The sequence below is a fragment of the Algoriphagus aestuariicola genome, from assembly GCF_017254835.1.
Classification (GTDB): Bacteria; Bacteroidota; Bacteroidia; order Cytophagales; family Cyclobacteriaceae; genus Algoriphagus; species Algoriphagus aestuariicola.
In genome coordinates, this window is the sequence record NZ_JAFKCW010000001.1 from 1,029,827 (window position 1) to 1,055,392 (window position 25,566).

Consider the following 25,566-nt stretch of genomic DNA (forward strand, 5'->3'; position numbering starts at 1 on the left):
TTTTAGGGAAAAACTTAGATTGTGATATTGAATCCAAATACAATGGATCTCAACAAGGGACCGGAAAGCTCCGGATTGAATGTCCCAGCTTGACCATGCTCGGGGTCAAATCCCATCCAGTCAGTCCAAGTCTTTAAGTTTTTGCCGCTAACATAAAACCGGGTCTGGGATAACTTAAGCTTGGACATAAGGGTGCTCGGAAGCGAATAAGACAAGGTCACATCCTGAAGCCTGACATAGTCCCTCTGCTGGTAAAATCCATAGCCGTAAGGATTTGGATAACCAACCGCAGGACGGTCATTCAGCGGATTCTCCGGTGTCCAATAGGGCAGGTCGATGATGTTAACCCGGTCGTAAAAATTGGTGCCCGGATTGATCATTGAATTGGGAGAAATTCCACCAACTCTGCCATTGACCAAAAAGGAAAACATCAACCCTTTGTATTGAACTGAATTGGTAATCCCCCAAAAGAAATTTGACTGATTGTTTCCAACTATCTGTCTGTCATCAGGCGTTATTTTCCCGTCTCCGTCGATGTCCTTGAAGCGAAGATAACCCGGCTTGGCAGTTGGGTCGATTGAGGTATCGTCGCCTTCTTGCCAAACTCCGTCAAAAACATAATCAAAGTAGGTGCCCAGGGGATGACCGATAAACCTTCTACTTGCAATGTCATCTTCTTTTCCATTCAATTCTACAATTTCGTTTCTGTTCAGGGAAAAGATCAGTGTGCTATTCCATTGAATGCCGCCCTTGTCGATGTTTACCGTATTGAGCGTCAACTCTATGCCCTTGTTCTTCATTTTGCCGACATTGGAGAAGAATTGGCTATAGCCATTTACATTTGGGACAGAAAGCTGCAGTAGCAGGTCGGAGGTATTGTTGTTGTAGACCTCAAAGGAGCCATTGATACGACTTTTGAAAAAGCCAAAGTCTAATCCGAGGTTGGATCCAAGTGTCGTTTCCCAACCGAGGAAAGGGTTGGCGAATGAAGTTGGGTAAAGCCCGATACTCGGCGCCGTTCCGTCACCATACACATATTGCGTCACGGCGATGGAGCTTTTTGAAGCATAAGGGTTTACACCCCTGTTCCCATTTTTGCCATAGGAAAACCTTAGTTTCAATATGTCAATGACATTGGAATCAAAGAATTCTTCATTGGACAGAACCCAACTTGCGCCTGTCGAAGGGAAAACGGCATATTTTTTATCATCTCCAAATGCGGAGAATCCATCTCTTCTAATCGTAAAATTGAACATATATTTCTCCTGAAACCGATACCCAAATCGCGCCATACTTGATACAGCTGAGGATTCAACCGCACTGGTTTCTACCTTCTGGTTTTCACCGATTCCCAAACCGTGATAACCCAATGCATCATTGAAAATATTGTTGGAAGAAAGCTTCGAAGAATTACTGTTGGATGACTCAATTCCATATAGGAAAGTCAAATCAATGTTGTGGTCTTCAGCTATACTCTTTTCATATTTTAGAATGTTTTCAAGAACAAGGTTGTACGTCTTGCCATGAGATTTGCTACCGGATGCCAAAATGTTAAAACCTTCTCTGTTAAAAGAGGGGTTGAAATTAAAAGCCTCATTTTGAAGTAAGGTATTTCCGTTGCGAATCATATAACTCAGACCTTCTATAGGAAATTTTACCTCTGCATAGATGTTGCTGAAAAGATTATTTCTTACGTCGTGATTTTGGTTTTGATAGGCATTAAACAAGGGGTTGACAACCAAGCCATCATTCATCGGCAGTCGATAGATTTGGCCTTCCTGATCAAAAAGTTGGGAAAACGGACTTAAGAAGTTGACAGCAGAGATATCCGCCTCATTTCCAGAGTAGTCTTTAACGGTGTATCCTGTGTTTGTCCCTACTTTGAGCCAATCCGTAACCTTGATATCCAAGTTAACTCTCCCCGATATTCTGCTGAATTCATCACCATACAGTGGTGAGGATTGATTGGTATAACTTCCTGATAGATAATAGTTCACTTTTTCGGTCGATCCGGAAATGCTCAATTCATGGTTTTGCATCGGAGCATTTTGCTTGATCGCTTCCCATGGATTTATCGTCCATCCGTTTTCAAGACTTTCCTCTTCTAATGGATTCAGTTGAGTCAAATCCCTTCCCGTGAAAGCACTTGCGTCTTCTTTCAGCTTCAAATATTTATCTGGTCCCAAAGAATTTGGAACAAAAGCAAAATCTGAAACCCCGAAGTACCCGTTGTAGTTAAATTTCGGTTTGTCATTCTTGCCTTTCTTCGAGGTGATCATAATGACCCCATTGGCTGCCCGTGAACCATAAATAGCAGCGGAGCTGGCATCTTTTAGAATGTCAATCGTCTCAATGTCATTGGAATTGATATCTGATAATCCGCCATAATAAGGAATCCCATCCAATACGATGAGTGGGGCATTGCTGCCGCTGATTGATGAAATCCCCCTGATGATAATGTTTCCGTCGGATCCGACTTTTCCATTGTCGGTTACGGAAACACCCGCTGTGGTACCTCTCAGTGCCTGAACAAAGTTTACATTGGGTTGAAGTTCAAAATCCTCCATTTCCAAATTGGATACAGCTCCGGTGAGATCAATCTTCCTTGAGTTTCCATATCCTACAACCACGACTTCTTCCAAGGAGCTGGTATCTTCCTGGAGAATGATTTCCAATTCAGTTTGATTACCCACAACTATCGATTGTTGTTCATATCCGATGAATGAAAATCTTAGGGAACTTCCCTGTGGGGCGTCCAGAGAAAACTTTCCGTCTATGTCGGTCACCGTTCCCGTGGTGGTTCCTGATATTATGATGGTTACTCCAGGAATGGGAACCCCTTTGGCATCCTTGACCGTCCCTGATATGGCAACACGATCCATTACTGTGTGCTCTGCAGGCGAGGGAGTGTTTTTGACGTTCTCGCCGACAAAGATTGAATTGTCAACTTGCTTAAATTTTAAGTTGGAAGATGTGGCGATGTCTATCAAGATGTCCTTTACAGACTGCCGTCTTTTTTTGACTTGGACGATGGAAGGGTTTTTTAAGATATCCTCAGTATACACGAACTTGTAGTCCGTCTTGCTTTCGAGATTTTTGAACAATTCCTCGAGTTCCCAGCTATCTTTTTGGAGAGCCACAATCTCTTTGTCAATAGGTTTGACTTGGGCTTTTGTTCCATGAGCCATTGCTGCCGTCAAAAACAGGCATTGGGCAATGAATCCATACATGAGGTTCTTGGATACCATTTTTATTAGGCACTGTAATTTTATTTCCATAATTTGAATTGGTTTTAGGGTTTACGCTTTAAGACTTTAGGGTAAAGGATTTCATTTGGCGATGGAGACTTTACCCTTTGTAGTTTTAGATCATTGGGATGGGTTTTTTACATGGACATTTTTTCCGTTTATTTCAAAGTTGAAGTTTAATGAGAAGCTCAAACCGGTGAGCATATCCTCAAGGTTTTTGTTTTGAAAAGTGCCGATCACTTTTTTGTTGACATCTACTCCTTTATCAATCTGTATATCAACGGAATACCACGCGGCTAAATCTTCAAGAATATCACCAAAAGGCTTCCTGTCAAATACCAAGTTGCCTTCTTTCCACGCGGTGACCCTTTCGATGTCAAATGATCGAACGGCAAAGTCATCACTTCCTTCTTTGGAATTCCATACAGCCATCAGTCCTGGCGTCAGCTCTATCTGGTTGTCAGTCTTTCCCACGGCTACTTTTCCCTCGACCAGCGCTATTCTGTGGTCCCGATTTCGGGAATAGACATTGAATTCTGTACCTAACGCAGTTGTGGTCACCTCTTCTGTAATCACCTTAAATGGTCTGGAAGGATCGGAGGCTACATCAAAAAATGCTTCTCCCTTCACTGTGATGACTCGGTCTTTTATACCATAATCCGACGAAAAACTGATTTCAGATTCTGAATTGATTATAACTTTAGTCTTGTCGGAAAGTATCATTGTCAGTTTTTCCCCAGGCCCAGTCGTCCTCCTGGTATGTGTAAGGTGGGCCTGAATCTCATCGGTTGCCGGAGTTCCCCGATCTCTATAGCTTTCAAATAGGGCATAGGAGCAAAGCATGAACAGTAACAAACTTGCCGCGACTCTTAGACCCCTGTATAGGAAAACTCTCTTGGAAGATTTGATTTCATGTGGAGGAACTTCCATTCTTTTGTGAATAGCGTCCAGAATTCCACTGTAATCGACATCATTAAGGGTGCTGGGTGCAGTTTTTTCCCAATAGCGTTCCATCAGTGAATCAAATTCCTTTCTAGATTCCTGGAGTTTCAGCCATTCCCTCACCTCATGCTCTTCCTGAGATGAAGCGGTTCCTTTCAAAAATTTTATGATTTTATATTCTTCCAAAGCAGGCATTATTTGCTTTAGAAAACAAAACGCAGAAAAATTACTTAACGGGAGAGTAAAAAAAATCTAAAAAATTCAGAAAAAGTGATTTTTACAGAATTGATGAGAGATGAGTAAGAGCTATTGCAAGTGAAATCCGATAGGAAATTCGGGTTTGCATCTCCTTTTTTATGGTCTTGGAAGCTAGGTAGATATGATGCTCTATGGTCCGTTGGGACAAGTTCATTTGAATCGCAATCTCAGTTGCTGAAAAGCCTTCCAACTTATTCAACTTATATACTTCCTGTTGAACTTTCGGCAGCTTTTCAATACAGGAATTTGTTATTGACTGAAGATCCCGAAAGTCCATGTCACTCTCCACCATGCTCTCGTTTAGAATGGCATGTTCGGGAACCTCTTCCAGCGTACAGGCACCTCGCTTGTCCCTGGCGTAGTTGTACATATAGAACTTAACGGCCTGGAACAGGTAGGTCTTAAAACTTTTGGAAGAATCTAATTCAGCGCGATTAATCCATATTCTGGTAAAAATGTCCTGAACCGCATCCTTGGCCAATTCTTTGTTCGGAAAAAACGTGAGCGCAAATGCCATTAGTTTTTTCACATAGCGAAAATACAGCTCATCAAAGGCGGGGACATCACCCTTTCTTAATCTGATCAATAATTCTTGGTCACTATGATTGCTCAGGCTACCCATGTAATGGATTGTTTGGCTACTTAGCTTTAAAACGAGTCCAAGAGAGATAGAAGACTTTTCAGTCCAATTTTGAACCGGTTTTAGGGTTTATTGTCAATTGTGAGGATACTACAATCGATTAATAGGCCATTAAACATATCACTAATTTTCGGGAAATTTATAGGCTTACCATTCCAAAAAAATCGTTGACGAACTTTGGCAATTTCAAAAAGCCCACTTTTTCAAGGTCAACTAAACTTTGCTTCGAATCTAAACTTACCCATCGTTTTCCTAACAGCTACTTGGGCAATTTCAGTCGAATATAACCCGTTCATTCGACCCTACGAGGGATTACCACTGGCCGATTCCCTTTACAGAAATTGACCTGAATCCGACTTTGGAGCAAAATCCAAACTAATGATCAAAAAAACTAACGAGATTTTGAAGCATATCCTTAGCGCTGGTTTGCTGGTTTTTTCCGAACGTTCTTCTGTTCCGTCTTCGCGCAGGACCATGGCAAATCCTTTCTGGTTTGCGGGGATACCATAGTTTTGTTGTTGACTACGAAAAGTCCACCAACGGGACTCCATCCGTTGTGTGGAGTTGGGATGCGGCAGAAGCCGAGGATCTCCCTGAGGATTAATTCCGGACGATGGATGATTGCAAACTTGACCATGGTGGCAAGTCCTTGCTGGTTTCATCCTCATCCGGGGGGCCAGAAATCCAACATCTACTTGCCATTGATGGCGACGCGAAAATCCTGTAGAGCCAATGCGATCTGGTTTTCCACGGTTTTGGGCGAGATGCCCAGTTCCTTCGAAATCTCCTTGTGGCTGAGCCCTTCCAGTCTTGACAACTCAAATACCTTCCTTCGTTTTTCCGGTATGTTCGCCATCACTCCTCTGATGGTCGATTGGAGCTCTCGGTAGTTAAGCGACTCTTCGATGTCATTAAATCCTGCGTCCAGAAAACTCATTTGGTAAGCCCTTGCAGCTTGCTCCCTGATTTTTTCCTTGAATCGGTCAACAATGGTGTTTCTTGTAATCGTCAGTAGATAGGATTGGAAATTGCTCGTCGGATCCACCTTGCTTCGCACTTCCCAGATTCTCACAAATACTTCCTGTGTCACTTCTTCTGCATCGGAGCAGTCAAGTCCATATTTCACGCAAAACCCATAGACCCGCTTGTGGTACTGGAAATAAATCTCCTCGAAGGATTTTTTACATCCTTTTCGCAGATTGTCGGTAAGCGTCTGCAGTGCAGTACTCATTTTAAAAAACGTATGGGTTTAAAAATAATTTGTGTAATCTATTAAAGATCTTTTAAAAATTTTCCAATAACACTGAAGTATTTGCTTTTATTCGAAAATTTAGATGGTTTAAAGTGGAAAATATTTTTTTTCTTCTGGGGTTTGGGGGATGGGCTTTCTTTTTCAGTATTACTGATAAACACAGGCATGAATCCAGAAATACTCCGGAAATTTTTCAAAGGCGATTGTAGTCCCGAGGAGGTACATGCGATTTTGCGCTGGATCAACAGTGAGCAAGGTAAAACGGAATTGGGGAGATTTTTTGAAAAGCACGACGAAGACTTTCCGCTAGATCCCGACAAAAGCAGGGAAATGTTCGAACGTATATCGCATAGCGTTAATTACGGGGAGGAACTGGAGCGCCGTGTAACGAACCCCATTGAAGTGGTTAGCCCGAGATATTCCAACACTAGAGTTGGCAGCTTTCGAATGGGAATTGTGGCTGCATGCCTAGTGGTCTTGGCGATGGGTTGGTTTATTGCCCACAGCTTTTTTGGGAAAGGCGATACGGTTCCCACTATAGTTTACCATTTGGAATGGATCGAGCGCTCGGTTGCTGCAGGGCAAAAGCTCAAGCTGACACTCGAAGACGGAAGCGAGGTTACGGTGAACTCGCTCAGTACCATTAGATTTCCAAAGAAATTCGCTCCACAGTCCCGTGAAGTTGTTGTCGAAGGCGAGGCCTTTTTTCATGTCACTCCAGACTCAAATCGCCCTTTTTTGGTACGTTCCGGGCAGGTGGTGACTCGTGTGTTGGGAACTTCTTTCTTGGTTAAGTCAGGCGAAGGGGGGCAGCCTTCCCAAGTGGCCGTGCTCACGGGAAAGGTGCAAGTCTCCCTAGCGAACACATCCATGGCAGAAAAAAGCGTGTTACTAGGGGCTATGGACGGAGTGTCGGTCAATGGGGATGCATCATTTCAGAAAAAACAGGTGGGATACGACGACATATTTGCCTGGAAGGATGATGTCATCAGCTTTAACAACTCAACTTTTTCCGAAGTGGTCACCCGCCTGGAAAAATGGTACGGGGTGAAAATCCTGCTACCAGACCATTGGGAGCCCCAAAAACAATATTCGGGGAGGTTTCAGAGCCAAAGTCTAGAGGAAGTCCTGCTTGGGCTTTCCTTTGTTTATGATTTTCAGTTTCGGATTCGAAATGATACCGTCACTATTTACCACTAACCTTAAATTCTTCTGCCTATGGGAAAGGAAACATAAAAAAACAAAAAAGACCATCGATCAAAGCTGGATTTGGCCGTGCAGCGATGATCAATGATCTGATCGTTTACAGACAATAAAAATTATCCACAAACTGCATTAAAATGACAACAAAGTTACGTAAAATAATTGTAACCATGGGGAGACATGCCTTGTTTGGAATAATAGTACAGTGTTTTTTTTACAGTACTATGTTTGCCGAATCCAGTATGGCGCAGTCTCGGCTAGACGAGACTTATCTATCCATGGGAAAGGGGAGGCTTTCTCTCCTGGAAGTGTTTCAAAAAGTGGAAGGGGAGACGGAGTTTAGCTTTTCCTACAGCCACAGCGACATCCAAGGGGAGAGTTACACCCCGGCCAATGCGGGCAAAATCTCCTTGGAAAGACTGCTGGAGGAAATCTCCCGAAGTACAACCCTGAAGTTTCGCCAGGTCAACAACCTCATCCACGTGGGTGTCAAAGATCAGCTGGCTGCTAAAGTTCGGGACGAAAAGGAAATCACCGTGACGGGTACCGTCCTTGACGATGCCCAATCCCCCCTGCCGGGTGTCACAATTACTGTGCAGGGCACCACCAGGGGGACGATCACCGATGTGGACGGCAAATACTCTATCACCGTAGAGGAGGACGCGGTACTCGTGTTTTCCTTTATCGGATACGAGAGCCAAACAGTCGAGGTGGGCAACAGAATCGTCATCGATATCACCATGGGGGAGGATACCCAGGCATTGGATGAAGTGGTGATCGTCGGATACGGCACCGAGAAAAAAGTAAACTTGACTGGAGCCATTACCCCAGTCAAAACCGAGGATATCAACGAAATTCCAGCCACCAACCTTTCCAATACCCTCGCTGGACGCGCGCCTGGCGTAAATGTGACGGGTACTTCGGGCCTGGCCGGAGCGTCTTCTTCTATCCGAATCCGGGGTAGTTTCGGAGATCCGTTGTACGTGATCGACGGAATCGTGCGTGACAAGGCTGCTTTTGATGCGCTCAATGCCAACGAGGTAGACCAGCTGTCCTTCCTAAAAGATGCGGCATCCGCTTCGATCTACGGATCACGCGCCGGAAACGGGGTCGTGTTGGTCACCACAAAGACCGGCACCAAACAAAAGATGACCATCGGTTTCCTGTCCACCTTCACAACCGCTAGGCCCACCCAAGAGCTATTGTCCGACAAGACTACTGCGACAGACGAACTGATCTACCAGAATCGGGTGGCCGAATACCTGGGGACCAGCCTGCCAAATGGCCCGGAGGAGTTTGAGTATTTTGCTAACCGCAGCTACAATGTCAATGACTTTATCTGGCAAAATCCCTTCAGCCAAAACTATGCACTGAGCGTAACCGGGGGAAATGACGATGTGACCTACTATTCTCTTTTGAGCTACATCGGCGAGCGGGGTTCATATAAAAGCGTTGAACACGGAAAGTTCAACTTGCGGACGAATGTCTCGGCCAAAATCACCGAGCGAATCCGGCTGGACCTCAATGTCTCTGCCACGCAGCTAAACCATGACCGCTTTTACTGGCCATTCTCCGGAGATGACGACTACGATGTCTCAGATCTATATCGGGTGAGCTTCAATTGGCCAAAAGTCTATCCCTATTATCTGGAGGCCGACGGAACTCCCGCGGATTACGTCACTGACTTTCCTGTGCAGACCCCGATGGGAAGCTGGCAAGCCTGGAGCGTCATCGACCAAATCGTCGGTGATCGATACATTAAAACCAGAAAACGCCAAGCCAATGCCATCCTCGCGCTTAACGTGGATCTGGGAGATCTGCTGGAAGGACTTTCTACCCGCGTCTCAGGCAACTACCTAGCCGACGACTACATGCGCAAAAAATACCTGACTTACCAGAAAAATTACGTTTTCAACCAGGCGGATCCCGACGGCAATAGGTTTCTACCCGGCCCGCCGGATCCAAACAAAACCAATATCTTCAACTTCAGCCAAAACCAGGAATTCCTGAGCTATGAGTTAGAGACGGCTTGGAGCTACCAGTTTAACTGGTTTTTGAACTTCCAGCGGAATTTTGGCAAGCATGGCATCAATTCCATGCTGGTATATGAACAGGCGGAAAATGGGCTGTACGGTGCTTTTGCCAAAGCAGAAGATCCGCTGACCCACTATGACCAAGATTTCGTGTATTCCCAAGACTCCGAGCGAAGATATGGTCAAGGATGGGAGGGAATCGGAGCGAGAAGGTCGCTCATCGGCCGGGCCAACTACAACTTTGACGAGAAGTACATCGCCGAGTTTTCCTTCAGATATGATGGAAACACACTCTTTCCCAAAGAAAATCGTTGGGGCTTTTTCCCATCGGTGTCGGCGGCTTGGAGGATCGCCGGGGAGGAATTTATGTCTGGTACTTCCAGTTGGCTGGACGACCTGAAGCTTCGCGCTTCTTACGGTACCACGGGAAATGACTTGGATGTAAACAACAATCGGATCAATCCCTTCTCCTATGTCAGTACGTATAGCAACGGCGGCAGCTACATCTTTGGCGATGACTTGTATAGTAGCATAGCGCCGGGAGCCACACCCAATCCCAACCTGACTTGGGCTACTTCCACTACGTTTAACGGGGGCTTGGATTTTGAGCTGATGACAACCCGCCTCTCGGGCTCCTTGGATGTCTTTTACAAGAGAGAAGTGGATATCTTGGGTTCGAGATTGGTCACCCTTCCGGACAACTATGGACAGGCCCTCGCTCCCGAAAACTACGCCGAGAGGTCTTGGCGGGGTGGGGAGTTTTCCCTGCTATGGAGAGACCGCGCCAACGGAGGCAGGATAAGCTATTCCGTGTATGGTAACGTTGGATTGGCAAAGGACCAATGGGATGTGCTGGATCAGGACCCCATTTTCCTTGAGGGAGGCCTGCGTGCGACGGAGTCTGCGATAGGTCAGCCGGTCAACCGCATCACAGGGCTGCGCGCGCTGGGAATCATTCGAACTCAAGAGCAGCTCAACGAACTGCTTGAGGCAGGATTTACCCAATATGGGAGACAGCCCTATCTCGGCGGCCTCTATTTTGAAGACATACGCGGCGATGGTTATTCGCCAGGTCCCGATGGCAAAATCGATGGCAACGACTTCCAGCTGCTGTCTTCCAATGCAGCGCCTCGATTAAACTATGGCTTTGGCTTCAACCTGGATTGGGCTAATTTCTCCGTCGACGCACACTTTCAGGGCGTTGGCGTGTACGACCGTATCATCAGCAATCAAGAGGGGCCGGGAATGAGACAGCACGGGGGATCTATTCGTCCCTACTATCCCATCTGGGCGGATGATGTGTGGACTCCGGAAAATCCGGACGCAAAGTACCCCAGACCCATTGGCCAAAACTGGTACGAGTCGGGGACGGGTGCTACCTCTTTCTGGATCAGAAACGGCGCCTACCTCAGGTTGAAAAATCTGAACGTCGGGTATAATGTGCCCCAGAAGATCCTCTCTTCCATGAAGATCACATCGGCGAAGATCTTCTTCAACGGCACCAACTTATTTGCCATCTCCGAAGTGAAAGAGTTTCACGACCCAGAGCAGAAGAACTACGATTCCTTCCCACTCATGAGAAGCTTCACGCTGGGCTTGGATGTTAAATTTTAAAAGCACTGCACTATGAAAAACTTACTATATTCTCTCGGTATCTGCTTCGTGTTTTCGTCTTGTGGGGACGTGCTGGATATCGAAGACATCAACAACTATAGTCCGGAATTGGTCTGGAACGATGAAAATCTGGCCAATGCCTACATGGCTAATCTCTATCCCATGTTTGGCAACTGGAATACCGGTGCCGACCGAACCAGTCAGCAACTCGCGGGTATCCACTGGTATGACAACCGTATCAATACCACCAATGGCGAATACAAAAACTGGAACTATGGACGGATTCGCCAGATAAACCAGGCAATCGTCGATGTGCAGGCCGGATCATTGCCTCAGGAGATCAAGGACAACATCATCGGGCAGGCGCTGTTTATGCGGGCCTATACCTACTTCGACATGGTCGTTTATCATGGCGGTGTTCCCTACATCACCGTACCCCAGGATCGCTACGAAGACGATTTATATGTCCCGCGAAACTCTACTGCGGAGTGTTTCGAATTCCTGATCAGGGATTTGGATGATGCAATCTCACGTTTGCCGGAAAGCATTGCCACCGGATCATCGGATTTTGGCAAAATCGACGGCAACTTTGCCAGGGCTTTCAAAGCCAAAGTGCTTCTCTATAAGGCTTCCCCACAGTTTAATCCATCCAATCCTTGGGACAACGCCTACTGGCAAGAAGCCCACCAAGCCAACAAGGCCGCATACGAGTCCCTGCTTGCCCAAGGATTTGGACTGGTCGAGGATTATGGATCGGTGGCTTTGGAGGAAAGAAACCGGGAAGTCGTGTTCTCCGTGATCAACAGCTACCCAGACAAGTCCGCCAATTGGGACTTTGGGGTGCGTCCCGGCTCGGAGAGCCGGGGGCCCGCTTCTGCCTGTCCGACCTGGGAATTTATCAAGGACTATCCCATGCTCGACGGGAAGAACTACGATGATCCCACGGGGGCATACTTCCTCGAGGAGGAGGACTTTCTGCAGAACTACTGGAAAAACCGCGACCCCAGATTTGGGAAATCTATCGTTTGGAACGGCAAAGTGTATGAGGTGTCAGGGAAGTCCGGCAAGCGCCAGTACACATCCCTGGGAATTGCCCATGAGCTGGATGACTTTGGCGTCAATCCCAAAGCGGCTACCAACTCTACTAACCTTGACCGGTACACCGGGTTTTTCATCCTAAAACACAGCCTGCTCGATCTAGCCCAGCCGGAAGTGCAGCAGTATGATGTAGACTATGTCGTGATGCGTTTTGCCGAGGTGATGCTGAACTACGCCGAGACAGCCAACGAAACCGGCGATCAAGCTGCGGCAATCCAGATCCTGAAGGAAATCCGCGAGCGGGCCGGCATACTGGCGGGCACCGATGGCATGTACGGATTGGAGGTCGGGTCAAGGGAGCAGGTGCGTGAAGCCATCCTGGCGGAGAGAAATATCGAACTGAGTTTCGAAGGTCGGCGTTTCTGGGATTTGAGAAGACTGAGAATGCTGGACAGGCTGGATGGTGCAACCAAGCATGGCGTGGAGGCTATTGCCATCAATCCGGACGGCAGTGAGCAATCCCTGGCCGCGGCAAGGGAAAAGGCGAATACCTACAGCTTGGTGGAGGAAAATTTCAAATATCAGATCCTCCAAATACCTCGGTCAGGGGTGCAGGTCAGCGTAGTGCCGGAAACTTACTATTTTTTTCCTATCCAGACCTCGGTTATAGACAAGAATCCCAACATAGCCCAGAACATCGACTGGGGCGGGACGTTTGACCCTACCTTGGAATAGACGGCTTATTTTGACTTCAAAGGCCTCGGGGATCATCCCGGGGCTTTTTTTGATTTGGCGCCTAGCCTATCTTCAGCTTTTCCAACCGTTAAGCAGCGCAAAAGCGAATGCGGAAAGCGGCTCAAGACCGGTTGGCCCAAGCCAACCGCTCGCCTTGGTCTTGAACCGCTTGGAGTATTCACGTACCTTCACTTACCTTCGCTTATCGGGTGAAAAGTAAACTTTTGACTGGCCCAATTTTCGGGGGAGCTTACAATTGAAATCAAGTTGGCTTTAGCTGACTAACTATCATCTTTGCAAAAAAAGCATCATGTTGACAGACATTATTCCGAAACTTCCCATGCGTAGCAAGGCTGCGACAAGAGAATTTTATTTAACCCAGTTGGGTTTCATTGACATTGGTAGTGAAGACTATGAAGGCTATTTGTTGGTTAAAAGGGACAATGTGGAAATCCATTTTTTTGAGTTCAAAGGACTTGACCCAAAAGAGAATTATGGACAAGTCTACATTCGTACTGATGACATTGATGCACTTTATCAATCTATGCTGGACACCAATAACAGCATACATCCCTCAGGACATTTGCAGATTAAGCCTTGGGGACAAAAGGAATTTGCAATGCTTGACCCAGACAATAACCTGCTAACATTTGGGCAGCGGATTTAATGTGAATTTAAACGGCTAAAGATTTCCACGAGGATTTTCGATAAGTCCGCAGGACGAAGTGATGAAACCTGGTTGCACGATTCCAATAGCTACAGGTATGAGGAGTTTCCTATGGGATTGTGAACACTTAAGCTCAGAATTATCCTTGGTCGAATCAAGGGTGTTTTGATCAAGGGTGGTGACATGGGAAAATGATTTGGTGAAGTTTGTTCTGACACAGAATTCGATCTATCCCTTCGGTCTCCTGTCTTCCTACTTCCGACCCTCCAGACTTCCCCACTTCCTACTCCGCATTCCCCAATTCCCAATTTTGGAATTAGATTTGGGAGCTTGACGGGCAGATAGGGATTCCGATTTAAGCGGGAAGAGCTGAGATTCCATACCCTTTGTTTCCAAAGATCTCTGCTGCCTTGATTGCCGATAGAGAAGAAATCAAATGGAGATTGACTTTAAGAAACTAAACATTTCAAGCCATGAATTGAAGATCGTCAGATCTGACAGGTCATCGGAAAAGGTAGTGCTTGATACCAAGACTTACTTGCTACACGACATTTGCCACTTTTTCGTCGAGAAGGAATTAAACACGGTTGATGGATTTTGGGGAATGCTCTCCCAAGGCTATCAGCTGGAGCAGCTTTTTGGGAAGACCAACCCCCTGACCGAAAAACTCAGAAGTATTGAGGGGATTGTTGGGGGGACTCAGTCGGTCTACTCCAAGCATATGGATGAGTCAGCGTTTTGGAATTACCTCGATGCCCCTGGTTTTGGCATAAAAGACTCCAATTTTCTTGACAAGGTGATCCCTCAGATCGAGGAATTTATGAACCATTGGCGCTTTTTGCCAATCGGGAAATCGATGACCTTAAAGTTTTAGCAATGGAGATTTTTAATGTCGGAAATAACGGGGTGAACCTCTACTTGCTTAAATCAGCCACCCACAATCTGCTGCTTGATTCTGGTTTTCCGGGGACCTTGCATGACTTGGGAAGGGCATTGAGGAAGACAAACACCAAAATCTCAGAAATAGACTTTTTGGTCGTCACACACTTCCATCCAGACCATGCGGGACTGGTACAGGAGCTGAAAAACAAATCGGTAACATTCGTGATACTGGATTTTCAGGTTCCATTTATAGCTAAAATGGAGCATCAAAAAAAGAGGCTGCTCGAGAGTCGAAACTACAAGCCCCTAATCCAAACCGACAACCGCTGTATTACACTCCCCCAATCGAGGAGGTTTTTGGAGGAGCTGGGAATCCACGGCGAGATCATCTCTACCAAAAGCCACTCGGAAGATGGACTGGCGCTGGTGTTGGACAGCGGGGAGGCATTTATTGGAGACTTGCTCTTGGAAAATATGGCACTCGAACTGAAGGATCCAAAATCCTTGCAGGACTGGGAAAAGCTAAAAAGCTTGGGTGCAAAAAGCATATTTCCAAGCCACTCCAATTAGTTACATTCTCAAAAGTACGGTGCATCGCAGGAGTGCCCTAGCAGGAAAGCAGAGCTACAAAATATTTTTTGATTAATTCTACAAAAATAAAAGATATATATTACTTTTACTTTCGTAGAACATATAAATCAGACCAGTGAAGGGATCTTATCTCGGTGAATTAGAGGAACTTATTTTATTGACTGTTGGCGTTTTGTTTCCGGATGCATACGGTGTTGCCGTGATGGACGAACTCAAAGCTCAGGCTGGTAGATCCCTTAATATCTCCGCTGTTCACGCTGTATTGACAAGGCTGGAGGAAAAAGGGTATGTAAAATCCGAAATGGGACAACCCACAGAAGAACGGGGTGGGAGAAGAAAGCGGATTTTTACCTTGACCGCTGCGGGAAAAAATGTCTTGGAAGAAAGCCAGGCCTTGAGAAATCAGCTCTATGCGATGATCCCAAAGCCGGCATTTGAGTTTAAACTGACCTAGGCCATACCTATTGTATGAAATCCAGACCTCCCAAATGGGCAGACAATTTCCTTAGTTGGTATTGCAGGGAAGATCTCCTCGATGAGATTCAGGGCGATCTATACGAACTCTACGAAAGGGAGTCCAGGGGAAGCAAGAGGGCAGCCAACTGGCAGTTTGTGTGGAATGTGATTCGGTTTTTTAGGATCAAGAATATTAAAAAGAAAAAACCAGCGCCCGATACCAACTTAGTTACTGCAGCTATGCTGATGAACAACCTACTTGTCTTTATCAGGAATTTCCGAAGGAATCCTGGACATTCCATACTTTCTCTTTTTGGCCTTTCCATTGCATTTGCCTGTACTTTTTTGATAGCCTTATGGGTGATCAATGAATTCTCTTTTGATCGGTTCCATCAAGACTCTGATAGGCTTTATAAAGTAATATCCCATGTGGATGCAAACAGTTCGATTCAGACTGAATTTGTAGCAGGATTTAACATCAATACAGAAAGCATCCCGGAAGTAGAGGAGGCGACCCATATATCTACGGGCAGCAGGTGGCCCCATGAACTATGCTTCTGGCCTGAAAACGAAACTGGTGATTGCGTCTATTTCAATGGCGTATATGCTAGCCCTAGTCTATTCAGTACATTTTCTTTTCCAATTATCAGCGGAGATCCAGATCCGCTAAAAGATGTTGCCCAGATTGCCATCTCGGAGTCCATGGCTAAAACTTTATATGGCGAGGAGAGTCCATTGGGTAAAATCATTAAGATTGACGGCACAAAAGAGGTTGCTGTTGCCGCTATCTTTCAGGATATCCCATCCCAGTCTTCCATTACTTTCGATTTTGCCCTTCCGTTCTCTATTCTAAAGAGGCAGTGGGGAATCGATGACAATGCCCTACAATCCCAATTTTTCAATGTTTACCTTAAAACATCCACTCAGATGCCTGCAGGGCAACTTTCAGAGAAGCTCAATCAACCCACAGTGATAGGGGAAGAGTATCTGGCCAATAAAATTACCTACGAGGCAGTACCATTGACCGATTGGCACCTGAACAATTCCTATGAAAACGGAAAGTCTGCCGGTGGAAGAATTGAATATGTCAGGCTATTCATCCTGATCGCCATGTTTGTATTGGCGATGGCGGTCATCAATTTTGTGAATCTGTCCACAGCAAAAGCAACACTCAGAGCCAAAGAGATTGGAGTGAGAAAAGCCATAGGTGCGGTGAAAAGCAGTCTGGTGGTTCAGTTTATGAGTGAATCTTTTATGATGGTGATAGCCGCCTTTTTATTGGGGCTGGGATGGACTATCCTAATCTTACCAACATTCAATACGATCATAGATGACCATGTAACACTTTCTCTTATCGGAGGAATGAATATCGTTTACCTCCTGATTTTCTTGGTTACTGTTGCTGTCCTTGCGGGAATATATCCTTCTGCAGTTCTTTCTTCCTTTCAATCATCTGAAATAATGAAGGGGTTGAAAAATACTGGCGGATCGCTGAATATCCGCAAAGTGCTCATGGCCGTTCAGCTTTGCCTATCTCTGGGAATCATCTTGTTTAGCACAGTGATTTATTTCCAACTGGATTTTATCAAGGCAAAAAATCTTGGTTTTGACAAGGAAAATATGATCAGGGTTGAGCCAACTTATAACCTTCTGAAAACATATGATGCGTTCAAAACTGAGGCACTTAAAAGTGGGGTCATCACGAATATGACTGTCACCAACGCCAACCCCATGGTGATTGGAAGCAATACCATTGCGGTCGACTGGCAAGGAAAATCACCTGATTCCCAAATCAGCTTCCAGACTATAGGTACTATCCACAATTTCCCGGAAATGTTTGGCTTGGAAATTCAGGAGGGGAGGGACTTTCTGCCAGTTCAACAGACGAAAGATTCTCTTGCTTCAGAGGCATTGATTTCGAAAACGGCAGTTGCTTTTTTCGGTTTTGAAAATCCCATCGGACAAAAAATCAGGATTCATGATTACCTGGATTGTGAGATTGTAGGCGTAGTGAATGATTTTCATACCAGCTCCCTGAAAGAGTCCATGCAACCTGTGATCATCTATAGAAATGTAATCACCCAACTTTCCGGGATCTATGTCAAATATAAACCCGGAGAAGCAGAGGCAGCTTTGAAAGCCATTGCGAAGTCTTATGAAACTTTTGAGCCCAACACCACCATAAAGTACTGGTTTCAGGACGAGACTTTTGATAGTCTCTACAAAACGGAGACGATTGCGTCTAAACTGGTTTTGGCTTTTTCAGGAATCTCTATCCTGATAGCAATCATTGGGATTGTTGGATTGGCCACTTTCAATACGATGAGAAAGACCAAGGAAATCGGTGTGAGAAGAGTCTTTGGTGCTTCTCACTCTGAATCCCTTCTGGTACTCCTGAAAGAATTTGTTTGGGTATCCCTGCTGGCTATAGTCGTGGCAGTGCCGTTGGCTTGGTTTGCTTCGCAAAAGTGGCTGAATACCTATGCTTATAGAACAGCAATGCCCTGGATGGCTTTTCTGCTGATTAGCGCATTGGCAGTAGTATTGATCGTAGGAATCATTTGGATTCAAGGCCAAAAAACCATCGCCACAAACCCGACCAAGTCACTACGTTCTGAATAGCTTGGATATTAAATGGATTAATGAAGGTGTTTGCGCAATTTCAGGATTGAATAATTTGAATCGCTTAAAATTACATTTCTGCCTCGTACACTTCGTACGGTACGAGGGGTACGAGCCATACGAAGTGTACGAATCCAGGAATGTTTTTTCCAAAGAATTCAAACACTCACTTGTGTAAGCTCCCCCGAAAATTGGGCTTAGTCAAAAGTTGAATTAAAAGTATCCCTCCGACGAACTGCATCTTGGTGTGCTTTGCTAGTAATTCATTTCTTCGCCAAAATTGGGGACGACGGGCGGTGTACTGGATTTCTGTCTCTGGTGGAATTCAATTTCCAGACTTGTTTTTGACTAGTTTTCCATCTTTCATGATCACGTGGAAATTGTCCTCCGGCTCGGCCAATATCGACAAATCGACCAACGGATCCCCGTTTACCAAAATCAGGTCGGCCAAAGCCCCTTCCTCTATCGTTCCCAGTTTTCCCGGATAGGGGCTTCTCAGCCCGGAAAGTTGCAGAAGTTCGGCATTGTCGTGGGTGATCATCTTGAGGATTTCCGCATTGCCAAACCATTGCTGAAGGCGAAGGATGTAGCGGTTTTGCTGCTCGTTGAGTTCGGGCTCAAAGAGGAAATCCGTTCCCCAGGCAAGCTTTACCCGGTGTTTTTTGGCCATATCCCAGATTCTTTCCTGGCCTTCCAAAACCGGTTTTCGCTTTTCCCTTCGAAGTGGGTCCATATTGGGAGTATCGGCCACGAGATTTTGCAGGCTGAGCCATACGCCTTTTCTGCGCATGAGCTTGAGCGTCTTTGGGTCCAAAAGCTGACCGTGTTCAATGCATTTTACACCCGCTTCTATTGCTCTCTGTACGGATCTCGGGGTATAAGCGTGTACCATCACGTAAGTACCCCAATCCTCCGCCGCCTGCACCGCGGCCCTCATTTCGTCCAAAGTATACTGCGTGACATCAAGCGGATCATAGGCGGAGGAGGTACCGCCGCCAGCCATCAGCTTGATTTGGCTTGCCCCATAGCGGAGATTTTCGCGTGTCGCCGTCAATACCTCGTCCCTGCCGTCGGCAATAAAGGTGGCATGGTATAGCTCGGCCCTGCTCGGCAGGCCGAAAAAGCGCCGTGAGCGTTCTTCGGGAGTCCTAAAATCACCGTGTCCACCTGTTTGGCTGATCGTAGCCCCCGATGGCCAAATCCTGGGTCCGGACACGCTGCCTTTGTCTATCGCAGCTTTCAACGGGAAGATTGGACCACCCGCATCCCTTACGCTGGTAAATCCCCTCATCAGCATTTGTTCCGACCCGGCTGCGGCTTTTTCCAATATCAGCTGCTCGGTCAAATCGGGGGACAGCATATCCTGCATGGAAAGGGAACCGAACACAAGATGGACATGCACGTCAATAAGTCCCGGAATGAGCGTTTTGCCGTCTCCGCGGATAACCTGGGTGCCGTCTTGATTTTCGATGGGAAATGCCGTAATGGCTTTGATGACGTTTCCCTTGACCAAAACGTTTACTGGTTCGGATAGCCTTGGACTTTTTCCGTCAAAAACCCTGACATTCTCAAAAATCACGGAGGCACTGTCTGTCTGCGCGAAGGAAAGCCTGGTGCAGAGTACCGCCAAGAAAAGCGAAAAAGGCATTCGTATATTCATCGTTAGGGGATCATTAACGTGTAGGTCATTCTCACCAGCGCTCCCAAAAAGGAAAAGATGCCCCCTGCCAGAACGTAGTTCAGGGTTCTTGTGTAGTAGCGATCGGCGTGCTCCCTATCGTACCTATTGTCAAGGATACGGTAGAGCGACACGACAAGCAGCACGATTCCTATCAGGGTCGCGACCAAGATGGATATCGAAAAAAGCCCTCCCTTTTTGTCCTGCCTGACCAGGTCTGTGGCAAAATTCAGGACAAAGCCAAGAATGATCCCCGACGCGGTGACCAAAGGCTGTCGAAAATTGAAATTCTGGTCTCTTTCCATTTTCCAAAATATGGTGGATGCCCATCGGGACTGTCGCTATTCCTTGTCGGGCAAACTTGGTCCAAGTCTTAAAAAAGTGGAATATACAGTTTTTTTTTCAGTCAGTTTTGATTTCTGGGGAAAAGAAGCAGTCCCCGAGTTCCGAGGACGGGGGGGGAGTTAAGTCCCGAATTTTCAATGGGTGTTGGAACTGGGGGCGAACCCTGTGGCGATTTTATTGTGTATATTCCGAATCAGAAGTAGTTGATAAATTAGAAAATCCATGTGTAAGTTTTTTGCTATTGTAGGTGTGGCCCTGATGTTTTTTTCATGCGCCACCGAGACACAGTCCTTGATTACGGCCGATAGTGATGAGGCTGAAAGGATCGCAAAGGAAGCCTATGTCTTTTCCTATCCCCTGTTGATGGGGTACCAAGCGCAGTACTACACCGCAATGCCCCAAAGCCCGGGTTATCGCGGACCACTAAACCAGGTTTCCAACGATACCATCCCAGCAGACGATACTCGGAAGGATGTGGTCACCATGAACGGAGACACGCCTTATTCGGCATTCGGTCTCGATTTAAGGGCCGAGCCCATGGTTCTATCGGTTCCCGAAATTAGCGATCGGTACTACGTGTTTCAGTGTGTTGACCTCTTTACACACAATTTTGCCTACATCGGCACCCGTAGCACGGGAACGGAACCCGGGAATTACCTCTTTGTGGGGCCGGGATATCAGGGCGAAATTCCAGACGGAATGTTCTCGGGAATATTTCACAGCGAAAGCCAGTTCATCACCATCATAGGGAGGACGCAGCTCAAGGGGAAAGATGACCTTCCCAAGGTGCTGCAGATACAAAAAGGATACAAGCTCCAGACCCTGAGTGAATTCAACGGGAAAGAGCCCGTACCCGTACCCAAAATCGACTGGGTTCCGCTGGACCCCAAGGAGTTTTTGGACGCCAGGTTTATCAAATACGTCAATTTTTACCTGACTATGGTAAAGCCCTATAACCCAGAGGACCTTGCGGCACTTCAGCGGTTTGAAAAGATCGGTATTTCTGCAGGGGCGGAGTTTGATTCCTCCAGGTACAGCCCAGAAGTTCTTGCCGCCATCGATAGGGGAGTCAAAGCGGGGATTTCGGAAATACAGAATAAAGCCGAGAATATCTCCCAACGGGTAAATGGCTGGAATATGATGGACGCTTTTGGACCTAGGGAATTTTACAAGGGCGACTGGCTCCTGCGTGCCGCAGCGGTCATGGTGGGTATTTATGCAAACGACAAAGCCGAGGCCTTCTATCCAATCGCCTATGTGGATGCGGATGGGGAAACCCTGGACGGGAGCAAGCATCGCTACAAGGTCCGGTTCACCAAAGACAAGATGCCTCCGGCGAAATATTTCTGGTCCCTTACGATGTACAACAAACAAGCAGACGGGGTAGCGGGGTATATGGTCAAAAACCCGATCAACCGATTTTTGATCAATTCGACTACCGAGGGACTGGTGTACGACCGGGAAGGTGGGCTTACCGTTTACATTCAGCCAAATGAACCTGCTGATTTAAACGAGCAAGCCAACTGGCTGCCAGCGCCAAGCGAGCCATTTTATCTGGTTTTGAGGGTCTACGGCCCGGAACAGGCAGCCCTGGATGGATCTTGGGAGCCTCCTGCGATCGAGAAAAACGGAAAATCGGAATAACTGGATTGGGCATCAAGCCTGGTTTCCCGCTGGCTTTTAGAGATGGTCGGATGTTTGTCGCTCCAGGCGTTTTCTTGAACTAAAGGGCTTGTTTTCCGTCATTGACAAGGATTTGTTTATGGGCTGAAAGTCCCTTCCAACCTATTTCTTGGGCAATTTTCGTGTTTGGGTGTATGTTGTCAAAAGAATTGGAATTTCGAGCTTAACATATTTGGCCTTTTTTTGTTTCATCTCTGGAAGCCAACAATTGCTTTTTCCAATCGCCTACGTTTTGGGCGCGGGGTTGAAAGCCAATGGAATTCCTGCCAGCATCACCCAAAAATACAGGTATAAGCGATTTGTTCCGAGTAATTGGCCATCTTCAGAAGGTTGCCGTTTTTACGGAATTATGGCTTGGTATAATCCTAAAGAAAAGAATGTTTAGTGGAGAATGGCATTGATCAAAAGGTATGGTCAAAAAGGTTTGCCTATGGGCAGAAAATGCGAATAGAAATACGGGTGGGCTTCATTGTAACCGCAGAATTGATTTCTACACCCATTGCAGGAGTGGCATAAAAAAAGTCGAAAATGAAGGATTTTAGTTGGTTGGAGACAAACCGTACCATCATGAGGAAGCTCACTTTTAGAGATGCGGAGGATTTCTATACCCTGAATTTGGATCAAGACGTCATTAGATTCACTGGGGACAAACCATTTGAAAGCGTGGAGGCTGCCAGGGATTTTCTCGACGCGTATGGGCAGTACAAAAGTTTTGGTGTTGGACGCCTTGCCGTGGTTGAAAAGGCAAACTTGAGATTTTTGGGCTGGTGCGGACTCGCGTATCGTCCTGAGTTGGATGAATACGATATTGGTTTTAGGTTTTACAGGCGATACTGGAATAGGGGATTTGCCACGGAAACCGCCGGAAAATGCCTCGAATTTGGATTTCAGGAATTGGGGATTCAAAAAGTCGTCGGAAGAGTCATGGAGAAAAATGGGGCTTCGATCAGAGTCCTGGAGAAAATCGGAATGGACTTTAAGGACAGGTGTGACTTTGATGGAAATCCCGGCTTACTCTACGAAATCTTCAGCAATGGCCTATCAGGTGGCAAGGGGACTATCAGTCCCCTAAAGGCGGCCCCTTCGAGGTTCTTGTAATTCACTGCCACTTTTGAAACCTGAACGAAGCAAAAGTCTTTCCCTCGGCATGGAATGTAAAAAGACTGGGGCCAATCTAAAAGACCTTGATCGAATGGAGGAATCTCCCAAGGATGGATCACTGCTCCATTGATGCGTTTGCGAAGTCATTTGTCACTTGTACAAGCTCCCGGCAGCTGCTGTCCAAGGTTGCGGCATCACTCAGTTAGCCCTCCAATCCATCTACCCAATCATACCTCATCAAAAATCCGCATCGCCAGAAGTCCGTTTCCCACGGCTCCGCCTGCTCGGATAGCGGAGGCTATGAACACGGTTTCGGCAACTTCCTCCTTGGTGGCACCGGCCTTTTTTGCGTTTTGGATATGGGATTCCATGCAATAGGCACATTGTGTGGTCAATGCCACGGCAATGGACATCAGTTCCCTGTATTTGACGGGTATCAGGCCATCTGTGCGTTCGGCGGTGTGTTTTAGCTGCCGACTCTCTTGGTGCAGATTCCAGTAGTTCTTTGGTGTAGGTTCGGTCTTTTGGGTTTGATGATTGGAAGGATGCTTTCCGGGCGGAGTATTCCAAAGAAGTATTTAAGATGAGCCTGAAAGAACTGGAGGGATTTCCGCACTATGCCTGCGTGTATTTTGATGAACAAGAGGAAGATATGACCCTCAGCGCCATGACCGACTTTGGGTACGACAACTTGGTCAAGGAACTGGTCAGCATGGGAATTGACGCTCCAACCGAGCCGGACATTCGCTTGCATATCTCCATGAAATCAGCCATCCGCGAAATAACCGGATGAGATCCCGAGTTGCTCCCTTTCGAAAGCTATTTCGGCCAGGAACCTGTTGAGGATAAAAACAGTCCGGAGCTGGATGCGTTGAATGCGTTTTTGGCAGAGCTGATGCCCGCGATCAACTCCAAAGCAGAAGTCGATCTGGATGAATTGATCCGTAAAACGGGGGCAGACCCCGTTGCGGCGAGGGCGATTAATGGGGATTTGATGAGAAAATTGAATAGATGAAGGTGACAAGTGACAAAGTGGCTCCGTTTCCTGAGCATGTCAAGGCTGCCCAGCTATTGTCTAATTAACCATCCAATAACCACTTTCCCCAAAACGCTTTAATCTCCAACAAACAGGCTTCGAGGGGTATTTTTTCAGCTTCACTTATTTTTTTTTTCCGAATCTAAGGCCTGACTTCAATTTGGTGGCATCAAACATTTCCATGGAAAGATGTCATACAACCATTTGCGCCAACTATCCCTTACTTTAATTGCCTTATTTCTCGCTGTAATCCCGCTGATGGGGCAAAAAGTCTCCGTCCGAAATTTTGGGGATATTTTGGACTTTGCCTATACCCAGTCCGATGAGAAACAGCTATGGGAGCTCCAGCGTCTTCAGGAAGAATCCTCCCAACGGGAATCCAAATCCGAGCTTTTGCCTAGGCTGAGGGCTTATGGCAACTGGGACAATTATCTGGAGCTTCCCGTTCAACTTCTCCCTTCGGAGTCAGTGGGGGGAGAACCTGGAACTTTTACCGAAATCCGATTTGGCACCAAGTATCAAGTCAACCTCGGGTTGGAGTTTTCCATACCGTTAGTAGACCTGGAACTTTGGAATCGAATCAAGACCGACCGCCTCAAGTATGAAGTAGCCAAGGAGGATATTTCCAGTCAGGAACATGCTTGGGTAGAGCAGCTCGCCAGGTCATATTATCTTCTTTTGCTCCACAAGGAAAGTCTGGAGTTGGCGAAAAATCGGTACGTCCTATCTGATTCGATTTATCGATTGGCAAAAGCAAAGTTTGAAATCGGAGAGCTGGAGCCTCTTCCCTTTCACAGGATCGAAGCGTCTGCACGATCCGCCAAAAACCAGGTTTTCAACCAAGAAAAACAAGTGAAAACCGCCTTGAACAGTCTTAACCGGCTGATAGGTGCAGATCAAACGTCGGAGTTTGAATTTCTGGACCAACTTGCTGATCAACAACCCGAGATACTTACAGCCGACTATGATTTGGAGCAATTGCCCGAATGGAAAATGGCTCAACACAGAGTCGACTTGAATGAACAGGCTCTCAAGCAATCCAGAACAAGCCATCTTCCGACCCTGATGGCCACTGGGAGCTTTTATCAACAAACACTCGGTAACCAGTTGAACCTTCAGGATGCGAGTTCTTTTGAGGTGGGCGTTTGGGGCCTTCGGCTGGAGTGGGATATTTTCCAAGGGGGTAAGCAGAAAACCAAAACCAAAACTGCGGCCCTTGATTACCAAATCGCCCAAAAACAGCTGGAGGTGACCAGGCAAGCTCTGGTGCAGGAAAAACTGGATCTGGAAGCTGAAATAGTCCACAATCAGGCTTTAGCAACCGGTTTTCTGCCCTTGCTTTCGGTATACGAATCCAACTATCGCCTTGCGGGAATTCAATGGGCCGAAGGTTTTATCCCTGTGGATGAATTGCTGCAGGTAGAAAATGAATGGATCGACCAACAGCTGGACTACCTACTCGCCTTGTCTGAACTCGCTACTTCCAAAGCATTGGTTTCCATTCGCAACCATTCCTATTCTCAACAACCCTGAATCCTATAC

Annotated in this window: 22 protein-coding genes; 14 read left to right on the plus strand and 8 right to left on the minus strand. The window is 46.5% G+C overall.

The genetic code is table 11. The features are described from left to right. Nucleotides 1-14: 14 nt before the first annotated feature. The 3 genes from J0A67_RS04390 to J0A67_RS04400 all read right to left on the minus strand — a co-directional run bounded on the left by J0A67_RS04390 (nucleotide 15) and on the right by J0A67_RS04400 (nucleotide 5,034). Nucleotides 15-3,278 (minus strand): SusC/RagA family TonB-linked outer membrane protein, encoded by a 3,264-nt coding sequence (locus J0A67_RS04390; RefSeq protein WP_206568050.1) that lies wholly within the window; start codon nucleotides 3,276-3,278, stop codon nucleotides 15-17. A gap of 90 nt (nucleotides 3,279-3,368) precedes the next feature. Then, complete coding sequence (locus J0A67_RS04395; protein WP_206568051.1) at nucleotides 3,369-4,349, minus strand: FecR family protein; 981 nt, start codon at nucleotides 4,347-4,349, stop codon at nucleotides 3,369-3,371. Between the two features lie 118 nt (nucleotides 4,350-4,467). Continuing rightward, the gene (locus J0A67_RS04400) at nucleotides 4,468-5,034 is read right to left on the minus strand and encodes an RNA polymerase sigma-70 factor (RefSeq protein WP_241265061.1); all 567 of its coding nucleotides are present in this window, start codon (nucleotides 5,032-5,034) and stop codon (nucleotides 4,468-4,470) included. A gap of 337 nt (nucleotides 5,035-5,371) precedes the next feature. Here J0A67_RS04400 and J0A67_RS23035 point away from each other — a divergent pair, with 337 nt between their 5' ends. Continuing rightward, nucleotides 5,372-5,467: a RagB/SusD family nutrient uptake outer membrane protein gene (locus J0A67_RS23035; protein ID WP_206568629.1), complete on the plus strand. Its 96-nt coding sequence runs from the start codon at nucleotides 5,372-5,374 to the stop codon at nucleotides 5,465-5,467. A 36-nt stretch (nucleotides 5,468-5,503) separates the two neighbouring features. Here the strand turns inward: J0A67_RS23035 and J0A67_RS04410 are convergent, their stop codons facing one another. Both J0A67_RS04410 and J0A67_RS04415 read right to left on the minus strand, forming a co-directional pair. After that, nucleotides 5,504-5,725, minus strand: coding sequence for a hypothetical protein (locus J0A67_RS04410; protein WP_206568053.1), 222 nt, complete (start codon nucleotides 5,723-5,725; stop codon nucleotides 5,504-5,506). Nucleotides 5,726-5,779: 54 nt separating this feature from the next. Beyond that, a complete protein-coding gene (locus tag J0A67_RS04415) occupies nucleotides 5,780-6,319 on the minus strand; it encodes an RNA polymerase sigma-70 factor (protein ID WP_206568054.1) in 540 nt (179 codons plus the stop codon). 186 nt (nucleotides 6,320-6,505) lie between these two features. Between J0A67_RS04415 and J0A67_RS04420 the strand changes: the two genes are divergently transcribed. From J0A67_RS04420 to J0A67_RS04455, 8 genes are all read left to right on the plus strand, one after another. Then, complete coding sequence (locus tag J0A67_RS04420) at nucleotides 6,506-7,540, plus strand: FecR family protein (RefSeq protein ID WP_206568055.1); 1,035 nt, start codon at nucleotides 6,506-6,508, stop codon at nucleotides 7,538-7,540. A gap of 140 nt (nucleotides 7,541-7,680) precedes the next feature. Continuing rightward, the gene (locus J0A67_RS04425; protein ID WP_206568056.1) at nucleotides 7,681-11,190 is read left to right on the plus strand and encodes a SusC/RagA family TonB-linked outer membrane protein; all 3,510 of its coding nucleotides are present in this window, start codon (nucleotides 7,681-7,683) and stop codon (nucleotides 11,188-11,190) included. Between the two features lie 12 nt (nucleotides 11,191-11,202). Continuing rightward, nucleotides 11,203-12,963 carry a RagB/SusD family nutrient uptake outer membrane protein gene (locus J0A67_RS04430; protein WP_206568057.1) on the plus strand — a complete coding sequence of 587 codons (1,761 nt, stop codon included), beginning with the start codon at nucleotides 11,203-11,205 and terminating at the stop codon, nucleotides 12,961-12,963. A gap of 310 nt (nucleotides 12,964-13,273) precedes the next feature. Next, a complete protein-coding gene (locus J0A67_RS04435; protein ID WP_206568058.1) occupies nucleotides 13,274-13,630 on the plus strand; it encodes a bleomycin resistance protein in 357 nt (118 codons plus the stop codon). 436 nt (nucleotides 13,631-14,066) lie between these two features. Then, on the plus strand, nucleotides 14,067-14,504 hold the full coding sequence (locus J0A67_RS04440; RefSeq protein WP_206568059.1) for a hypothetical protein: 438 nt from the start codon (nucleotides 14,067-14,069) through the stop codon (nucleotides 14,502-14,504). A 2-nt stretch (nucleotides 14,505-14,506) separates the two neighbouring features. Next, a complete protein-coding gene (locus tag J0A67_RS04445; RefSeq protein WP_206568060.1) occupies nucleotides 14,507-15,082 on the plus strand; it encodes an MBL fold metallo-hydrolase in 576 nt (191 codons plus the stop codon). A 136-nt stretch (nucleotides 15,083-15,218) separates the two neighbouring features. Further along, nucleotides 15,219-15,557, plus strand: a complete 339-nt coding sequence (locus J0A67_RS04450; RefSeq protein WP_206568061.1) for a PadR family transcriptional regulator — start codon at nucleotides 15,219-15,221, stop codon at nucleotides 15,555-15,557. A gap of 14 nt (nucleotides 15,558-15,571) precedes the next feature. Next, the gene (locus tag J0A67_RS04455; protein ID WP_206568062.1) at nucleotides 15,572-18,181 is read left to right on the plus strand and encodes an ABC transporter permease; all 2,610 of its coding nucleotides are present in this window, start codon (nucleotides 15,572-15,574) and stop codon (nucleotides 18,179-18,181) included. 325 nt (nucleotides 18,182-18,506) lie between these two features. Here the strand turns inward: J0A67_RS04455 and J0A67_RS04460 are convergent, their stop codons facing one another. Together J0A67_RS04460 and J0A67_RS04465 are read right to left on the minus strand one after the other, a co-directional pair. Next, nucleotides 18,507-19,841 (minus strand): metal-dependent hydrolase family protein, encoded by a 1,335-nt coding sequence (locus tag J0A67_RS04460; RefSeq protein ID WP_241265062.1) that lies wholly within the window; start codon nucleotides 19,839-19,841, stop codon nucleotides 18,507-18,509. 2 nt (nucleotides 19,842-19,843) lie between these two features. Then, nucleotides 19,844-20,164: a hypothetical protein gene (locus J0A67_RS04465; RefSeq protein WP_206568063.1), complete on the minus strand. Its 321-nt coding sequence runs from the start codon at nucleotides 20,162-20,164 to the stop codon at nucleotides 19,844-19,846. Nucleotides 20,165-20,426: 262 nt separating this feature from the next. On the opposite strand from J0A67_RS04465, the gene J0A67_RS04470 reads away from it, so the two are divergent. Together J0A67_RS04470 and J0A67_RS04475 are read left to right on the plus strand one after the other, a co-directional pair. Further along, on the plus strand, nucleotides 20,427-21,848 hold the full coding sequence (locus J0A67_RS04470) for a DUF1254 domain-containing protein (RefSeq protein ID WP_241265063.1): 1,422 nt from the start codon (nucleotides 20,427-20,429) through the stop codon (nucleotides 21,846-21,848). A gap of 606 nt (nucleotides 21,849-22,454) precedes the next feature. Beyond that, nucleotides 22,455-22,985, plus strand: a complete 531-nt coding sequence (locus J0A67_RS04475; protein WP_206568064.1) for a GNAT family N-acetyltransferase — start codon at nucleotides 22,455-22,457, stop codon at nucleotides 22,983-22,985. A gap of 230 nt (nucleotides 22,986-23,215) precedes the next feature. Here J0A67_RS04475 and J0A67_RS23040 read toward each other — a convergent pair whose 3' ends face one another. Next, nucleotides 23,216-23,401 (minus strand): carboxymuconolactone decarboxylase family protein, encoded by a 186-nt coding sequence (locus tag J0A67_RS23040; RefSeq protein ID WP_241265064.1) that lies wholly within the window; start codon nucleotides 23,399-23,401, stop codon nucleotides 23,216-23,218. A 170-nt stretch (nucleotides 23,402-23,571) separates the two neighbouring features. On the opposite strand from J0A67_RS23040, the gene J0A67_RS04485 reads away from it, so the two are divergent. The 3 genes from J0A67_RS04485 to J0A67_RS04495 all read left to right on the plus strand — a co-directional run bounded on the left by J0A67_RS04485 (nucleotide 23,572) and on the right by J0A67_RS04495 (nucleotide 25,557). Continuing rightward, nucleotides 23,572-23,781, plus strand: coding sequence for a hypothetical protein (locus tag J0A67_RS04485; protein WP_206568065.1), 210 nt, complete (start codon nucleotides 23,572-23,574; stop codon nucleotides 23,779-23,781). Nucleotides 23,782-23,790: 9 nt separating this feature from the next. Continuing rightward, the gene (locus J0A67_RS04490) at nucleotides 23,791-24,003 is read left to right on the plus strand and encodes a hypothetical protein (RefSeq protein ID WP_206568066.1); all 213 of its coding nucleotides are present in this window, start codon (nucleotides 23,791-23,793) and stop codon (nucleotides 24,001-24,003) included. Between the two features lie 210 nt (nucleotides 24,004-24,213). After that, the gene (locus tag J0A67_RS04495; RefSeq protein WP_206568067.1) at nucleotides 24,214-25,557 is read left to right on the plus strand and encodes a TolC family protein; all 1,344 of its coding nucleotides are present in this window, start codon (nucleotides 24,214-24,216) and stop codon (nucleotides 25,555-25,557) included. Nucleotides 25,558-25,566: the final 9 nt, after the last annotated feature.

Bases quoted from the DNA above. Each gene is read 5' to 3' on its own strand.
- J0A67_RS04390 (WP_206568050.1), bottom strand. From the start codon at position 3,278: ATGGAAATAAAATTACAGTGCCTAATAAAAATGGTATCCAAGAACCTC.
- J0A67_RS04410 (WP_206568053.1), bottom strand. From the start codon at position 5,725: ATGGTCAAGTTTGCAATCATCCATCGTCCGGAATTAATCCTCAGGGAG.
- J0A67_RS04415 (WP_206568054.1), bottom strand. From the start codon at position 6,319: ATGAGTACTGCACTGCAGACGCTTACCGACAATCTGCGAAAAGGATGT.
- J0A67_RS04420 (WP_206568055.1), top strand. From the start codon at position 6,506: ATGAATCCAGAAATACTCCGGAAATTTTTCAAAGGCGATTGTAGTCCC.
- J0A67_RS04425 (WP_206568056.1), top strand. From the start codon at position 7,681: ATGACAACAAAGTTACGTAAAATAATTGTAACCATGGGGAGACATGCC.
- J0A67_RS04430 (WP_206568057.1), top strand. From the start codon at position 11,203: ATGAAAAACTTACTATATTCTCTCGGTATCTGCTTCGTGTTTTCGTCT.
- J0A67_RS04435 (WP_206568058.1), top strand. From the start codon at position 13,274: ATGTTGACAGACATTATTCCGAAACTTCCCATGCGTAGCAAGGCTGCG.
- J0A67_RS04440 (WP_206568059.1), top strand. From the start codon at position 14,067: ATGGAGATTGACTTTAAGAAACTAAACATTTCAAGCCATGAATTGAAG.
- J0A67_RS04445 (WP_206568060.1), top strand. From the start codon at position 14,507: ATGGAGATTTTTAATGTCGGAAATAACGGGGTGAACCTCTACTTGCTT.
- J0A67_RS04455 (WP_206568062.1), top strand. From the start codon at position 15,572: ATGAAATCCAGACCTCCCAAATGGGCAGACAATTTCCTTAGTTGGTAT.
- J0A67_RS04460 (WP_241265062.1), bottom strand. From the start codon at position 19,841: ATGAATATACGAATGCCTTTTTCGCTTTTCTTGGCGGTACTCTGCACC.
- J0A67_RS04465 (WP_206568063.1), bottom strand. From the start codon at position 20,164: ATGGAAAGAGACCAGAATTTCAATTTTCGACAGCCTTTGGTCACCGCG.
- J0A67_RS04470 (WP_241265063.1), top strand. From the start codon at position 20,427: ATGTGTAAGTTTTTTGCTATTGTAGGTGTGGCCCTGATGTTTTTTTCA.
- J0A67_RS04475 (WP_206568064.1), top strand. From the start codon at position 22,455: ATGAGGAAGCTCACTTTTAGAGATGCGGAGGATTTCTATACCCTGAAT.
- J0A67_RS23040 (WP_241265064.1), bottom strand. From the start codon at position 23,401: ATGTCCATTGCCGTGGCATTGACCACACAATGTGCCTATTGCATGGAA.
- J0A67_RS04485 (WP_206568065.1), top strand. From the start codon at position 23,572: ATGAGCCTGAAAGAACTGGAGGGATTTCCGCACTATGCCTGCGTGTAT.
- J0A67_RS04495 (WP_206568067.1), top strand. From the start codon at position 24,214: ATGTCATACAACCATTTGCGCCAACTATCCCTTACTTTAATTGCCTTA.